This window comes from Bradyrhizobium archetypum, from assembly GCF_013114835.1.
Taxonomy (GTDB): domain Bacteria; phylum Pseudomonadota; class Alphaproteobacteria; order Rhizobiales; family Xanthobacteraceae; genus Bradyrhizobium; species Bradyrhizobium archetypum.
Genome location: NZ_JAAVLW010000003.1, coordinates 639,904 through 654,081, shown reverse-complemented (window position 1 = coordinate 654,081; position 14,178 = coordinate 639,904). Strand labels below are relative to the sequence as shown.

Genomic DNA, 14,178 nt, shown 5'->3' with positions numbered 1-14,178 from the left:
CTAACCAGACGCTAAGCTTGGTTAACTTTAGGTTACCAATAGGGAATTTGCCTGCCGGAAGTCCAGCCCGGCCGGGCCGTTACGGGGGTCGAGGTCCGGGTTCCATGCCCTCCCGGAGGTTGCGGGGGCGTCCGGTGGCCTCGCCGTTCGGGATGGCGAGGCGTTGGCGAGCCGATGAGCGACCATCGGCTCTCTTCATCGTCATCTCCGCGAAGGCGGGGATCCAGTACGCCGCGGCCTCTCGGTTCGATCACTGGCGTCTTTGGAATGCCTTCGCGGGGATGACGACTGAATATGAGACGGCGATCTCGCGACATGAACTGCCCGAGCTTTGCGTCTTCTTTGCCCCCCTCTCGTTCAGAGGGCGCAGGGAAGACCGGGTGCGCGCCGCACCCGCGGTCTCGTGTGCTGCTTGCGCATAAAGAAAATGCACACGAGCATACAGGTACAGCGGGAGCATCCCGGCCTTCCCTGCGCAATGCTTTACGGCTTACTTCGTGCTCTCCCCGGAGAACGGCTCTTTTGCCTCCGTCGCCCCTGAGCAGCTTTCGCTTCTTAAGGACTTAACGCCAGCACCGCGGCGTCCGAACCACACGACTTCGCCGTACGCTTACCGCGCGCAACGTCTCTCGCGCCATCCGCGTCCATCGCATCTCACCGCGCGTTCGTGACGTTCGCGAGCGCCCCTCATCTGCGGTGAGACCGGCGGAGTTATGCGACTGATTTGGGTGCGAACGAAAGCGGAATATTTTTGATTTGTGGGCTTGACACGATTTCTGAAAATCAGAAGTGATTTGCTCCCGTCGTTGATTTGTCGCGGCCATGCACTGAAATTTCGCTTATGCACGCGGTGAGGCAATTCGCCTTGCGGTCGCCTGAGCGGCGGCCTCACGACGTCGTGCTGCGTGGTTTCCGCTTCGCTTGGAACGTGATCCGTGGCCTGACGTTGTACCGCTCCAGCAGGAGCTGGCACCGAGGTCGCGCCATGAGCGCCCTCAAGAGCTGAACAGTGAGTGGCGCGGCCCTCAATCCAGAACGGAGGAGGTTACGCCATGAATGCATTGCGCATTTCCCGCCGGCAATCGATCGCCGGCCTATCCGTCGCAGGACTCGCGGGACTGCTCATTCCACCCGCCTATGCCCAGCAGAAACGCGAGACCACCGGCGTCGGGATCGGCAAGAAGGGAGCAGCGATCGACGACGAGGATATTTTCACCTTCGCGCTGAACCTCGAATACATGGAAGCCGAGTTCTATCTGCGCGCAACCACCGGCAAGGGCATTAGCGATAGCGATGCCGGTATGGATGCCGGCAGGGTTGTGGGCGGTCACGAGGCCCAATTCAAGGAGAAAGCGATCCGAGAGTTCATTGAAGAGACAGCCGAGAACGAACTGGCTCACGTTCGCTTCTACCGCAAGACGCTTGGCCGAAGCGCCATTTCACGGCCTGCGATCGACTTCGACGCCGGTTTCAAGGCGGCTGCTGAGGCAGCCGGATTGCCTGCCGATTTCGACCCCTTTGCCGACGATATGTCCGTCCTGCTTGGCGGCATGCTGTTCGAAGACGTCGGCGTGACCGCCTATGCGGGCGCGGCTCCCCTGCTTAAGAAAAAGGAATTCGTGGAGGCGGCGGCCGGAATTCTTGCCGTTGAGGCCTACCACATGGGAATGGCGCGCTCCCAGCTCTACATGATGGGCGAGAAGGCATGGGACGCCGCCAATGCAATTTCGGATGCGCGGGATAAAATCGACGGGACCCCCGAAAAAGAAGACCAGGGGATCAGGGTCGACGGCAAAGCCAATTTCGTGCCTTCGACCCCGGACGCGATCGTCTTCCATCGCACGCCGCAGGCGGTGCTGCGCATCGTCTATCTGACCGACAAGGCGGGCGTCAGCAAAGGCGGGTTCTACCCGAACGGAATGAACGGAGAGCTCAGGAGCACCTGACTGCAACTCACTCTGCCGCACGAATCCAGGTTGTAACCGTGCCGGCATCCGCCACGCTGGCTGTTCGGACGGGCATTCAAGCTAGCGTGGCGCCTCCGTATTGCCATCGGGCTTGCCCGTGGGGTTCTGAGGCCCTGTGTAAGCAATACGCCAGACCGTGCCGCCGGTATCGTCCGCAACGAGCAACGAACCGTCCTTGGCAATCGCAAGCGCGGCAGGTCGGCCCCAGATCTCCGCCCGATGCTTGCCGGAGACCCAGAAGCCGACGGCGAAATTCTGGTACCAGCCTTGCGGACGGCCATCCTTGAACGGCACGAACACGATCTTGTAACCGGTCGGTTCGGATCGATTCCACGACCCTTTGAGGGCAACAAAGGCACCGCCGCGGAATTCGAGCGGAAACTGTTCGCCATTGTAGAACGCCAGATCCATCGCCGAGGAATGCGCTTCGAACAGAAGGTCGGGCTTGATTGAAGCCTTGACCTTGTCTGGTTTCAAATTGGCGAAACCGGGCTGCGGGTGCTGACCGATATATGCGTAAGGCCAGCCGTAGAAGGCGCCCTTCTCGACACGCGTCAGATAATCGGGCGGAAGCCGGTCGCCGAGACCGTCGCGCTCCTGAACCACCGCATAGAGATCGCCCGTTCCAGGTTCGAAGGCGAGCGCCGTCGGATTGCGCAATCCCGAAGCGAATGTGACTTGGTTCGTGCCGTTGGGATCGAAGCGCTGGATAGTCGCCTTGACTTCCGGTTCAACACCGATGTTGCCGGACGAGCCGACGCCGACGAAAAGTTCGCCAGTCTTGGCGTCAATCGCGAGGTGTCGGCTCGTATGGCCTTGAACGATGCCGAATACGCCCTTCCTGGTGATCATTTCCTCGCCGACCACGGCGGGCGAAGGTTTGCGCTGATCCGGCGGCACATCGGCAGCCTTCGGTTGCTCGCCACCGCGGCCTGGACGCAATGCGCCAAGCCGGTGGGGTACCTTCCAGATCCCGTCCTGATCCGCGACCAGGACGTGATCGTCCCGCCAAGCGAGTCCGTAAGGTTGGTTGAATCCCTCCGCGTGGCGCTGAATCCAGTCAGCCTTGCCGTCCCCGTCCTCATCGCGCAGCAATGTGAGATAGCCTGCCTTCTGTTCGGCCAGGAGCACGTCGCCGTTCGGCAGCACAAGCAAACGCCTCGGATGCTCGAGGCCGGTCATGAAAGCGGTCGCGATGAAGCCGTCAGGGACGCGGGGAGTTTGGCTTTGGTGGGGAATGACAAGGGAGCGACTGGTGACGACCGGGCCGGTCTTCGGGGGCGGCAGGTCCTCCGCCTTGACCGTGAACCGGCGTCCGAGTTCCTGGTCAGGCAACAGCGCCGGGTCCGCCGGCATTTCTGCCGTGGGCTGAGCGGCGGGCGCGTTTTTACGCTGAGCCCAGGCTGGTGCAAGCGCGAAGCCAATCGCCACGAGACCTGCCGAAAGGGTCACGAGGCGGGAAGAAGGGATTTTCATTGCGATCCTCCCTGGAAGTCGAGTCAGGCTTTTCAAATTCAAGACACTTGAGTGCAGGGCCGCCTTCAGGCCGATCAGTGGTCTGTCCCAGTCGTCTTGCTGCCGCCCAGACATTCATTGCTACGCCGCCATGGTCGCGGCACAGCCTGTTGCGCAGCCACCGCCTACGGTGCCGCTCTCGCGTTGGGGGCAATTCTAGTAACTGCCTCCGCCCCCACGCGCACCTCCGCCGCCGGATGCTCCGGGCGCTCCGGGGGCTCGGCCTCTACCAGCGGCTCGGTAATGGCGACACCAGCCGTCGGGGCTGATGGGTCCCTCGACGATCGCGCAGGTCCCCGCGCGGAAATTGACGCAGCCGCTGCAGCGCTGCGATCCATTTGGACTATCACGATACTGGGCCGATGCTTTGCTGACTTTTCGCCGGCCGCGTATCTCGTGCCGCAGCCCATCATGTAATGGTAGAGGTGTAATCGGTGGCGCCGCCCATGCCGGCAGCGCCGCGCCGGCAAGTGCCGCTCCACAAAGGGTCTTTCCAATAAAATTACGACGCGAAATGGATTCCTTGTTCGAGTGCTCGCTCACGGGTGTCCTCCTGGTTGTGGAGGGACCATTCGCGGTCTCCTGGATGATCAAAACAATTGACCAAAGGAAACGTTGTTCCGCGCATTGCCGACTTTTCCTTCAGCGAGGTCAGACTGATCGCAGCTTAAGGTCGAGGAGCGCCAAGCGATGGCGGCCTCCCACAAAATCAGGGCAGCCATACTACCTCTTCTTCCCACCTCCGCTGTTAGTTAGTCGAAACGCGCGTTCGTCGTCTTTCCGTCCGGCCCGGTGAGCTGGACAGCGCCTTTGACGGTTTGCGGAAGTGGCGACGGCGCTTTTCCGGCAAGCGCACCCGACTCGCCCGGCCGTAGCTCGATCCTTTCCGCCTTGCCGCCAACCTGAAAGATAGCGATGCCCTTGAAGCCGGCGGCATTCATCGGCCTTTCATCGGCGTCGCTGATGAAGATTTCAATACTGTCGCCCTTGGTGATGAGTTCGGCGTGGTAGGGCTTTGCCTCAGCAAGCCGCCCGCCATGCGGCCCTTTCGATGAGTGAGCGGCGGCCGGCGAGGCGATCAAGGCCATCAGAAGCGCAAAACGAACGACATTACCTTTGTGTCTCATGTGAATTCTTCCTTTTCCCGCGTTGCTTCAGTAGGAGTGGGCCGGAGCGGTTCGTTTGCCCGTTTCGGCGGCCTGCCGTTGCAACAAACGCGCAAGCGGCTTTTTCCCGAACCACAGGAACAGCACCGGCGTCACGACGGTGTCGAGCAGGGTCGCGCTGACGAGGCCGCCGAAGATCGTCACCGCAACCGGATGGAGGATCTCCTTGCCCGATTCATCGGCGCCGATCAGGAGCGGCACCAGCGCCACCCCCGCCGACAGCGCCGTCATCAAAACCGGCGTCATCCGCTCGAGGCTTCCCCGGACGACCAGCTCCTTCCCGAATGCCATGCCATCATGCAGCGCCAGATTGATATAGTGGCTGATCTTGAGAATGCCGTTGCGCGCGGCGATGCCGGTGAGCGTGACAAACCCGACCAGGCTCGCAACCGAGAGCGGCTGATCGGTGATGGCCAGCGCGGCAACCGAGCCGATCAAGGCGAGTGGAATGCCGCCCATGATGATCAGCGCCAGCACCGCGGACCGATAGCGGCTGTACAGGATCGCGAAGATCAGCGAGAGCGAGATGAGGGCGAGAATGCCGATGGTCCGGCTCGCTTCTTCCTGCGCCTGGAAGGTACCCTCGAGGCTTGCGGTCACGCCCGGTGGCAGTTTCGCCGCCTGCAGCTCGCCGCGAATTCCCTCAGCCAGCCTCGCCATGTCGACCTTGCCGTCGGAATTGGCTGATATGACGATGCGCCGCCGTCCGTTTTCCCGCAAAATCTGATTTGGTCCATCGGTCTCGGTGATATCGGCTATTTGCCGCGCCGGTATCCATCCGGTCGGCGTCTTGATCAGGAGATCGCCGAGCTTTTCCGTGGTTCGCAGACGGTCCGGCAGGCGCATGACAACGTCGAAACGGCGATAGCCGTCGACGACGCGCGATATCACGCGGCCGCTCGACAGCCGCGACAATTGCTCGACGACCGCGCCCGGCTGAACCCCGTACAGCGCGGCGCGGGTATAGTTGACGCGGATTTCAAGCTGGGGAATTCGCACCTGCTTTTCGACCTGCAGGTCCTTGATGCCGGGCAGACCGGCGATCCGGCTGCGGATTTCCTCTGCGGTGCCGCGAAGGGTGTCCAGATCCTCGCCAAACAGTTTCAAGGCGATCTCCGCCCGGACGCCGGAGAGCAGGTGGTCGAGCCGGTGCGAGATCGGCTGTCCGACGTTGACGGACAGCGGCAGGACGGCGAGGCGCGAACGAATGTCGGCAACGATGTCCGCCTTCGCGCGATCCGAATGCTTCAAGGCGACATCGAGCTCGGAGGAATGCACACTTTCCGCATGCTCGTCCAGCTCGGCGCGGCCGGTCCTCCGGCCGACGCTGATCACCTCCGGAACGTCCAGCAGCAGCCGTTCGGCGATCGCGCCGACGCGGTTGGATTCTGCCAGCGAAACGCCGGGATTGAAGGCGAGGTTGATGGTGAACGTGCCTTCGTTGAATGCGGGGAGAAAGGCCCGCTTGAGCTGGAATGCACCCCAACCCGCCGCCCCCACCGTGATCAAGGTCAGCGCCAGCAGAAGCTTGCCACGGACGAAAGCCGCATCAAGGGCGGCGCGGTTGATGCGCTTGAGCTGTCGCACCAGCCAGCCTTCGCCCTCCGCCATGCGTTTTGCGCCCGGCAGCAGGTAATAGGCCATGACCGGCGTGAGCGTGATCGAGACCACCAGGCTTGCGAGAATGGAAATGATGTAGGCCTGGCCGAGCGGCGCGAACAGGCGCCCTTCGACGCCGGAGAGCGCGAACAGCGGCACGAACACCAGCACGATGATCGACGTCGCATAGACGATGCCGGAACGGACCTCGCTCGAGGCGGTAACGACGACGTCGAACACGCTCCGCGGATTGCCCAGCTCCCTGTTTTCCCGCAGCCGCCGGAAGATGTTTTCGACATCGACCACCGCATCGTCGACCAGCTCGCCGATGGCAATCGCAAGCCCGCCGAGCGTCATCGTATTGATCGACAGACCAAGCAGCTTGAAAACGATCGCCGTGGTCAGGATCGACACGGGGATCGCCGTGAGCGAGATGGCCGTGGTGCGCCAATTGAGAAGGAATGCGAACAGGATCACCGAGACGACGATCGCCGCCTCGATCAGAACCCGGCCGACATTGTGGAGCGAGTTCTCGATGAAATCCGCCTGGCGAAACACGACCTCATCGGCCTTGATGCCGAACGGAAGCGACGGCGCGAGCTCGGCAAGCGCCTGCTCGATCTGGCCCGTCAACCGCACGGTATCGACGCCGGGTTGCTTTTCGACCGAGACAATGACGGCGGGCTTGCTCATATAGCCGGCATCGCCGCGCTTTATCTTCGGGGCGAAGTCGACATCCGCGACCTGACGCATGTAGACCGGCCTGCCGTCGATGGTGGCCACGACGATGCTTCGCAGATCCTCCAGGCTCGTCGTCCGTCCGATATTCCGGATCAGGTACTCGCGGGTGTTCTGGTCGGTGAAGCCGCCTCCGGTATTGGTTCCGAACTGGGCAAGTGCAAGCTCAAGCTGTTCATAACTCACCGAAAGCGCGCGCAACGCGGAAGGCTGCGGCGCAATCCGGTATTGCCTGACCTCTCCGCCGATCGGGATCACCTGTGCGACGCCGGGGATGGCGAGCAGGCGCGGACGGATCGTGAAGTCGGCGACCTCGCGCACTTCCATCGGCGATGCCGTCTTCGAGGTCACGGCCACGAGAAGGATCTGCCCCATGATCGAGCTGATCGGGGCGATCTGCGAGGTGACATTGAGGGGAAGCTGGCTTTGAACTCGGGCGAGACGCTCGGCCACGAGCTGCCGGTTGCGGTAGATATCCGTTCCCCAGTCGAACTCGACGTAGACGATCGAAAGCCCGATTCCCGAAACCGAACGAACACGGCTGACGCCGGGAACGCCGTTCATCTGGGTTTCGATCGGAAATGTGATGAGCTGCTCGACCTCGGGCGGCGCGTAGCCTTCGGACTCCGTGATGATCGTGACCGTCGGGCGATTAAGATCAGGAAATACGTCCACGGGGAGTTGTCGGGCGGTGTGGGCGCCGAGAATCACGAGCAGGCCGGCCAACGCGAGCACGAAAAGCCGGTTGCGGAGCGAGGCGGCGACGAGAAGCGAAAACATCGAGACGCCTCCCTTCAGCGTACGTGTTCAAGGAGCTCGGCTCCTTGCGAGACGATTCGCTTGCCGGCGGCGACGCCGGACATGATCAGCACGTTCGCGCCGTCGAGCGGCTCCGCGCGCACGCTCCGCGGCGCGAACCGCTCGGGTCCGACATGCTCATAGACGAAGTCCTGGCCGTTCGAGCCGCGGACAAGGCTTGTGCGCGGGACCGCGATTCCTTCTTTCTCTTCCCGCGTCGGGACGAGGACGGTCAGGAACTGCCCTGCCCTCAGGCCGGCGGTATCGCCGACGATGGAAAAATGCACCGGTACCGACTGGCTGCGATCGGCAAAGCCGGCGCCGCGATATTCGAGGTCGAGGCTCCGGCCGGAATAGGTCGTGGCGCGCGCGCTCGTTGCGCCTTCGATGGTCTCAAAGCTCAATGCTTCGACCCACAGGCGCGACGGATCGACGATGTTGAAGACGATCGAACTCGGCTGCACGATCTGTCCGGCGACTGCGGTGCCTTCCGCGATCACGCCGGCCACCGGCGCGACCAGCGCTTCGGGTTCGCGCCGGGCCTTCTCGATCGAGGCGCGGCGGTCGCGCAAGCCTTCGAGCTCAAGGCGGGCCTCTTCGAGCTGCGTGCGGGAAACGGCCCCGCCTGCCGCGAGCTGCTCGTAGCGCGCCACGCGCCGCTCGACGATCGAGATTTGTTGATCCAGTTCACCCTGCCGCTGGCGCATGTCGGACAGATCGATGGCCTGCAGGGGCGGCGTGACGTAGCCCAGAATCTCGCCCTGCTTCACGCGGGTGCCGAGCCTGGGAAAGCCGCCCGGCGACGCCGACAGCCGGCCACCGACAGCGGACTGCACGTAGCCGCTGGCGGCGGGGTCCGGAATGATACGGCCGGGAAGCTCGGCGACCTTGGGATGACGCGCCGTCTCCGTCAGCAGCGAACGTAGGGCAAAGATGCGCTGGACCGACTTCGGTACGAACACCGTGCCATCCGAAAGACGTTGGGCACGTTCCTCCGAATTTGCCCTGATCGCGACCTGCCCCTTTTCCTCCTCATGACCGTGGCCTTCATGCGCCCTGCCATGCTGCACGCTGCCGGCGAGTGCCATGCAAGCCAGCGCGACCAGGGCCGCGCGGCGGCGGCGCAGCGCAACCAGCGCGACAAGAACACCTGCAACGAAGCCTGCGACAACGAACAGAACCGTGCGCAGGTCGGCTGACCATCCCGCATGCGCAACCGGCGAAGCCGATGTCTGCGGTGGCGTTTCAATGCTTACCGGCAGGATGTCGGTCAGGTCCTTCGCCGTGATCGAAACGACAAGATCGGTTCGGCCGCCCTTGGCGAGCCAGGGCGCCGCCAGCCGATAGGCGCCATCCGGCTGCTCGATCGGCGTGGCAGGCCCGGCAGGCGTCTCAACGATCAGGCCGGCGCCGGTGACGGGCTCATTGGTCGCAAAACGGTCGACATAGATATCGACGGCGTCGCCGCGAGCGACGGCAACCAGCTCAAAGTCTGCGGAGATGGCTTCGCCGCGCGGCGCAGCGCTGACGCCCGCCTGCGGTTCATCGGCGTGGTCATGGCCTTCATGGGCCGGTGCAACCGTCAGCGTCGCGCAGGTCGCAACAAATGCAAAGGCGATGGCGCACGAGATGCGCCGAAACTTTCGAAACATGGCAGTCGTCCTCACTCGAGATTCGTGCCGCGAGAAGCGCCATGCGGGCGCGCTCACGCGGATTCAGCACTCAGAGGGACGTTCTGGGAGGACGCTCGAAAGATTCGGGGGAGCGGCGTACCCCCGCTTGCGACGGCGGAAAACTCAGGCGCGAGACAGTCTGCAGATAAGGAAGGAATAGCGAGGCACTGGGAAGTCCCGAGGGGCAACACGAGCCGAACGCCGAGCAGCAGCATCCGCCCATGCACGGCCTTTCCGGAGACGCTTGATTTCGATCCTGATCAAGCTCCGCCTCCACCGCGGCGGAGAGAACGGCCTGGTAGTGGGTGCTTGCCATCGCAGGGGATGCAATGCCCGCGTGGTGCGCGGCATGATGTTGATGACCCGAATGGGCCTTGGCTGCAGACGGGATGAACGAAAGCACGGCCAGGACCACCGCCATTCCGACCATTCGCTGTATCATCCCAAGGAACATCATCTGCCGATTATAGGACGAACGCCGCCGCAGTTACAGCGTTTCAAGGTTGCCGTCCATACAGAACAAACCGCCCACCCGCTTCTCGCAGATGGGCGGCTGTATCCGCCGTCAGGCGCCATGGGGGCATCACGCCTGCGGCTGAATGCGTATCTCTAAGCCGAGCTTAGCCCTGTTGCGGCTGGTCGTTCGGCGGGGTCGGACGCTGCTTGTGCTGCGCCATGAACGCGTCGAACTCTTCCTTGTCCTTGGCGTGACGCAGGCGATCGAGGAAATTCCTGAATTCGACCTGCTCTTCCTCGAGCCGGCGGAGGGTCTCCATGCGGTACTCGTCGAAGGCGCGGTTGCCGCTGGACGGCGGGCCGAAGCCGAAGCCGCCAAAACCGCGGCGCTCCATGCGGTCGCGCATCCGGTCCATCTTGTACTGCATCCGCTCCATCTTGTTCTGCCAGCGGTCTCCGTCGCTCCAGCAACCCATTTTTCTGCTCCCTAGTGTGAAAAAGAGAAGGGCAAGACCGATCGGCCACCAGATGATGAAGCCGAGAATGGTCACCGCGATCCAGCCGGGGTGCCAGGGGCTCTCAAGCATAGTGGGGCGATAGGTCTGTTCAGTCGGGCCGCGCCATCGATTGACATCTGCGGTGTAGGCCATTTCCCTCTCCATGACGGCGATCACGCCGTTGTGAATGTAAATAACATTTACATACCTAAACCATCCCGCGTTTTTGTCAAGCGGCGGCTCGCCGCGCCCCTCGAAAAATTATTTTGGGGTTCCCCAGGGACCGCCGGAAGGCGGCACCGGCGGCGGGCCCGGCGGCTTCTGGTCCGATGGCCGGCGGTCGGTCGGGAAGCCGAGGCCGCGCAGATAGATCAGCACTTCGGCTTCCAAGAGCTCCTCCGGCGACATCGGCAGTTTGCGGCGCGCCGCATCGCCGCGGCCGAACAGCGACGCCACGCCGTGGGACATCGACCAGATGTGCAGCGCCATCATCATGGCCGGCGGCCGCGGCATGCCGGGCGGCGCCATCGCCGCGAGCCGCTCCGCCGCGGCGCGGATGATGGCAAAAGCGCGCTCGCTGGCGGCCATTAGCGTCGGATTCGCATCGACTGGCAGGCCGGATTCGAACATCGCCGAATAGAACGCCGGCTCGTTGCGGGCGAAAGCCAGATAGGCCTTGCCGACCCGCTCGAACGCGGTGACCGTATCCGGACGGCCGTCATCCCAGGCCTGTGTCAGCAGCGCCTCGAACTGCTCGAAGCCACGCTGGGCGATCGAGGACAGCAATTCATCGCGGTCGCGAAAATGGCGATAGGGTGCGGCAGGGCTGACGCCCGCCATGCGGGCGGCGTCCGCAAAGGTGAAGCCCGCCGGCCCCTTCTGCGAGATCAGATCGAGCGCCGCCTGCAGCAGCGCCTCCTTGAGATTGCCGTGATGATAGCCGCGCTCGGCGCGGCGGTCCTTTTGCCAGCTCATGTGAATAGCTTTTACATGAGCCGGCTGCAAAGGTCACTAGCACCGAGCATTCATCAAGATTAACGACCTGCGGTGCCGCGCAAATTCCGGACGATTCTTAACCACCCGGGATCGGGAGGACCGGCATGATCTCCACGCGCTCACCGGGAAAGATCGTAAAATGCGGGTGGTTCTCGAACAGTTTTGCGGCTTCCTCGTGCGAGCCGGCGCGCACTACCGTGAAGGCGCCCATCTCGTTGGCAATGTCGGCAATACCGTTTGAATCGACCTTCTTGGTCTTGCCGAGCGGGCCACCCATGGCGGTGATCGCCGCCTGGTGCTGTTCGACCCACGCCTTCCACGCAGCAATTCCCTGCTGCTCCCTGGCGCGCCGCTCCGCCTCAGGCAGCGCATTCCAGGCCGCCATTTTCGCGCTGGTCTTGCTGCCGAGGAAGACTGCGAGGAACGTGTCGTTGGTGCTCATGAGGCTTCTCCTTTCTTGTAGATGGATCGGCGATCGGTTTTGCGCTGTGTGATGCCCCGGTGCAGCGCCTCGAGGGGGGCTTCAAACTCACCGCGCCTTGTGCGCATTACCCTTCTGCAACTCCTCAAACCCTTTCGCAGCCTTCTGCACTTCTTCCGAAAAATCGCCGATCTCCTGGACCTGCCGGATCTCGATGATCTCGTTCTCGGAGGCGGGGCACTTCTTCGCCCACGCGATCGCTTCCTCGCGCGATTTCACGTCGATCATCCAGTAGCCGCCGAGCACTTCCTTGGCTTCGGTGAAGGGGCCGTCGGTGACGACGGGCTTGCCGGTGGCAAAAGAAACCCGCGCGCCCATCGAGGGCGGATGCAGCCCGTCGAGCGCGATCAGGACGCCGGCCTCCTTCAGCGCCTCGTTGTACTTCATCATCGCCCTGACCCGTTCGGGGTCGAGCTGGACGTCGGGCGGCGCGGTCTCATAGCCCAGGGGGATCATCAGCATCATGAAGCGCATGGTGGGGTCCTTGTTCGGGTTGTTGTCATTCCGGGGCATCGCGCAGCGAACTACGGTGCGCAATTGCGCACCTGAGAATCTCCGCTACAATCTCTGGATTCTCTGATGTGCAATTGCACATCATAGTTCAGCCCTGCGGGCTGCCCCGGAACGACGGCGAGCCGTCACTTCTTCCCCGCCTGGGCCCGCAGCCGCTCTTCCTGCTCGCGCAGTTCGGGGGTGAGCGCTTCGCCGAAATCTTCCGCGGCAAACACCTGGCGGATTTCGATCTCGTCGCCCTCGAGGAAGGGCGCGCGCTTCATCCATTCGATCGCCTCATCCAGCGATTTGGTGTTGATCAGCCAGAAGCCGGCAACCAGATCGCCAGACAGCGCGAACGGACCGCGGGTGACGCTGCCCTGCCCGCTGCCATACTTGATCCGCGCGCCCTTCGAGGTCGGATGCAGGCCCTCGCCCGCTTCCATGATACCGGCCTTGGCCATCTCCTCATTGAACTTGCCCATCGCGGTCAGCAATTCGGTGCTCGGCATCACGCCGGCCTCCGTATCCTTGCTCGCCTTCACAATCACCATGAATCGCATCGTTCTTCTCCGTTAGATCGTGTAGGGACGGCTGCGGTCGCGCCGGCCTTCGTCAACAAGACGAGCGGGCTTTTACGCAGCCGACATGTCAGCGGAAATTAATTTTGGGGTAGTTTTCCGCTGCATACCCTGACCTCATCGCGCGAAACCGCGTTCCTCACCATGAGGGGATGAGACTACATCCGCGGTCTCTATCCGGATGCCTGACAAATACGCCGTTCTGGTATGTCGCGCCGAAATAGACGTCGTGCGCTTCACTTTGTCGCCATCGAAAACGAAAAACTCGGTATTGCGAAACGCCCTGCCGCCTTTGGCTACGCAACGATAGGTCACAAAGGCTTGATCGCCGTCGACGACGATCTTTTCCAGCTCGTGCCGATCGATCCAATCGCTGCCTTTCCAGCAGCGCTCGAAATATGTCAGCTTGTTGATGGCGTTGTCGTAGGGGCTGATGAAGCGGAAATCGTCGCTGAACGCGCTCTCGACGAATTTGCGATCGTTGGCCAGATAGGCTGCAAAGATCCGGCGGATCGTCTCTGCCCTGTTGGCTTCCTCCATTCGACGCTCCTTCTCAAGTTTCCTTGGGCACCATCTGAAAATAGGGCTCGGCCTCCTTCAGCACGCGCGCGAAGGAAGGTCGCGCCTTCAATCGCTCCAGATAGGCGGCAAGATTTTCGTGATCGTCGCCGAACGGCTCCGCCATGTTGCCGTAGAACAGCGACGGTGCCGCAGCGCAGTCGGCGAGCGTAAAATCCTCGCCCATCGCCCAGCCGCCGCCCGCCATCTGCCGTTCGATCATGGCGTAGGAGGTTCGCAACTGCACCCTCGCCTCCTCGACGCCGTGCGGATCCCGTTTTCCTTCCGGCCGCAACCGGTCGAGCATGATCTTCTGCATCGGCAGATGCACGTAGAGGTCATAGAAGCGATCGCGCAGCCGAGTCCGCCACGCCCCGTCTGGATCACTAGGGATGAGTCGTGCAGCGTCACCATAGTGGCGGTCGAGATATTCGACGATGATGCTGGACTCCGGAACGATCTCGTCCTTGCCATCATCCTGCAGCACCGGAAACTTGCCGATCCCCCACAGCTTCACCAGCGCGGCGCGCTCGGCCGGATTGCCGAGATCGACCAGATTCGGCGTGAACGGGACGCCATTCTCGTAGAGCGCGATCAACGGCTTCCAGCAGTATGAGGCCAATGGATGAAAATGAAACGTAAGCGACATGGACAGCTCCCT

General features: G+C 62.5%; 15 protein-coding genes. 2 read left to right on the top strand and 13 right to left on the bottom strand.

Annotated features, from left to right (window positions below):
- Window positions 1–1,052 precede the first annotated feature (1,052 nt).
- Complete coding sequence (locus tag HCN50_RS11705; RefSeq protein WP_171709784.1) at window positions 1,053–1,946, top strand: ferritin-like domain-containing protein; 894 nt, start codon at window positions 1,053–1,055, stop codon at window positions 1,944–1,946.
- Window positions 1,947–2,027: 81 nt separating this feature from the next.
- Here the strand turns inward: HCN50_RS11705 and HCN50_RS11700 are convergent, their stop codons facing one another.
- From HCN50_RS11700 to HCN50_RS11680, 6 genes are all read right to left on the bottom strand, one after another.
- Window positions 2,028–3,443 carry a PQQ-dependent sugar dehydrogenase gene (locus HCN50_RS11700; RefSeq protein WP_171709783.1) on the bottom strand — a complete coding sequence of 472 codons (1,416 nt, stop codon included), beginning with the start codon at window positions 3,441–3,443 and terminating at the stop codon, window positions 2,028–2,030.
- Window positions 3,444–3,638: 195 nt separating this feature from the next.
- Complete coding sequence (locus HCN50_RS34770) at window positions 3,639–4,025, bottom strand: twin-arginine translocation signal domain-containing protein (protein ID WP_171709782.1); 387 nt, start codon at window positions 4,023–4,025, stop codon at window positions 3,639–3,641.
- Window positions 4,026–4,072: 47 nt separating this feature from the next.
- Entirely contained in the window at window positions 4,073–4,204 is a 132-nt protein-coding gene (locus HCN50_RS34235; protein WP_283812067.1) for a hypothetical protein, read from the bottom strand.
- Between the two features lie 30 nt (window positions 4,205–4,234).
- Window positions 4,235–4,609 carry a hypothetical protein gene (locus HCN50_RS11690; RefSeq protein WP_171709781.1) on the bottom strand — a complete coding sequence of 125 codons (375 nt, stop codon included), beginning with the start codon at window positions 4,607–4,609 and terminating at the stop codon, window positions 4,235–4,237.
- A gap of 27 nt (window positions 4,610–4,636) precedes the next feature.
- Entirely contained in the window at window positions 4,637–7,765 is a 3,129-nt protein-coding gene (locus HCN50_RS11685) for an efflux RND transporter permease subunit (RefSeq protein ID WP_171709780.1), read from the bottom strand.
- A gap of 14 nt (window positions 7,766–7,779) precedes the next feature.
- Window positions 7,780–9,435, bottom strand: a complete 1,656-nt coding sequence (locus HCN50_RS11680) for an efflux RND transporter periplasmic adaptor subunit (RefSeq protein ID WP_171709779.1) — start codon at window positions 9,433–9,435, stop codon at window positions 7,780–7,782.
- Window positions 9,436–9,700: 265 nt separating this feature from the next.
- On the opposite strand from HCN50_RS11680, the gene HCN50_RS11675 reads away from it, so the two are divergent.
- A complete protein-coding gene (locus HCN50_RS11675) occupies window positions 9,701–10,069 on the top strand; it encodes a hypothetical protein (RefSeq protein WP_171709778.1) in 369 nt (122 codons plus the stop codon).
- Between the two features lie 7 nt (window positions 10,070–10,076).
- On the opposite strand, the gene HCN50_RS11670 is transcribed toward HCN50_RS11675, so the two are convergent.
- From HCN50_RS11670 to HCN50_RS11640, 7 genes are all read right to left on the bottom strand, one after another.
- Window positions 10,077–10,562: a DUF2852 domain-containing protein gene (locus tag HCN50_RS11670; protein ID WP_171709777.1), complete on the bottom strand. Its 486-nt coding sequence runs from the start codon at window positions 10,560–10,562 to the stop codon at window positions 10,077–10,079.
- Between the two features lie 108 nt (window positions 10,563–10,670).
- The gene (locus HCN50_RS11665) at window positions 10,671–11,384 is read right to left on the bottom strand and encodes a TetR/AcrR family transcriptional regulator (protein WP_171709776.1); all 714 of its coding nucleotides are present in this window, start codon (window positions 11,382–11,384) and stop codon (window positions 10,671–10,673) included.
- A gap of 97 nt (window positions 11,385–11,481) precedes the next feature.
- Window positions 11,482–11,847, bottom strand: a complete 366-nt coding sequence (locus HCN50_RS11660; RefSeq protein ID WP_171709775.1) for a hypothetical protein — start codon at window positions 11,845–11,847, stop codon at window positions 11,482–11,484.
- 87 nt (window positions 11,848–11,934) lie between these two features.
- Window positions 11,935–12,360, bottom strand: a complete 426-nt coding sequence (locus HCN50_RS11655; protein WP_171709993.1) for a YciI family protein — start codon at window positions 12,358–12,360, stop codon at window positions 11,935–11,937.
- 164 nt (window positions 12,361–12,524) lie between these two features.
- Entirely contained in the window at window positions 12,525–12,941 is a 417-nt protein-coding gene (locus HCN50_RS11650; protein WP_171709774.1) for a YciI family protein, read from the bottom strand.
- A gap of 135 nt (window positions 12,942–13,076) precedes the next feature.
- On the bottom strand, window positions 13,077–13,499 hold the full coding sequence (locus HCN50_RS11645) for a nuclear transport factor 2 family protein (protein ID WP_311967975.1): 423 nt from the start codon (window positions 13,497–13,499) through the stop codon (window positions 13,077–13,079).
- 13 nt (window positions 13,500–13,512) lie between these two features.
- Complete coding sequence (locus HCN50_RS11640) at window positions 13,513–14,166, bottom strand: glutathione S-transferase family protein (RefSeq protein ID WP_171709773.1); 654 nt, start codon at window positions 14,164–14,166, stop codon at window positions 13,513–13,515.
- Window positions 14,167–14,178: the final 12 nt, after the last annotated feature.

Excerpts from the sequence above, each read along its gene's own strand:
- HCN50_RS11705 (WP_171709784.1), top strand. The coding sequence starts at position 1,053 with ATGAATGCATTGCGCATTTCCCGCCGGCAATCGATCGCCGGCCTATCC.
- HCN50_RS11700 (WP_171709783.1), bottom strand. The coding sequence starts at position 3,443 with ATGAAAATCCCTTCTTCCCGCCTCGTGACCCTTTCGGCAGGTCTCGTG.
- HCN50_RS34235 (WP_283812067.1), bottom strand. The coding sequence starts at position 4,204 with ATGGCTGCCCTGATTTTGTGGGAGGCCGCCATCGCTTGGCGCTCCTCG.
- HCN50_RS11690 (WP_171709781.1), bottom strand. The coding sequence starts at position 4,609 with ATGAGACACAAAGGTAATGTCGTTCGTTTTGCGCTTCTGATGGCCTTG.
- HCN50_RS11685 (WP_171709780.1), bottom strand. The coding sequence starts at position 7,765 with ATGTTTTCGCTTCTCGTCGCCGCCTCGCTCCGCAACCGGCTTTTCGTG.
- HCN50_RS11680 (WP_171709779.1), bottom strand. The coding sequence starts at position 9,435 with ATGTTTCGAAAGTTTCGGCGCATCTCGTGCGCCATCGCCTTTGCATTT.
- HCN50_RS11670 (WP_171709777.1), bottom strand. The coding sequence starts at position 10,562 with ATGGCCTACACCGCAGATGTCAATCGATGGCGCGGCCCGACTGAACAG.
- HCN50_RS11665 (WP_171709776.1), bottom strand. The coding sequence starts at position 11,384 with ATGAGCTGGCAAAAGGACCGCCGCGCCGAGCGCGGCTATCATCACGGC.
- HCN50_RS11660 (WP_171709775.1), bottom strand. The coding sequence starts at position 11,847 with ATGAGCACCAACGACACGTTCCTCGCAGTCTTCCTCGGCAGCAAGACC.
- HCN50_RS11655 (WP_171709993.1), bottom strand. The coding sequence starts at position 12,360 with ATGCGCTTCATGATGCTGATGATCCCCCTGGGCTATGAGACCGCGCCG.
- HCN50_RS11650 (WP_171709774.1), bottom strand. The coding sequence starts at position 12,941 with ATGCGATTCATGGTGATTGTGAAGGCGAGCAAGGATACGGAGGCCGGC.
- HCN50_RS11645 (WP_311967975.1), bottom strand. The coding sequence starts at position 13,499 with ATGGAGGAAGCCAACAGGGCAGAGACGATCCGCCGGATCTTTGCAGCC.
- HCN50_RS11640 (WP_171709773.1), bottom strand. The coding sequence starts at position 14,166 with ATGTCGCTTACGTTTCATTTTCATCCATTGGCCTCATACTGCTGGAAG.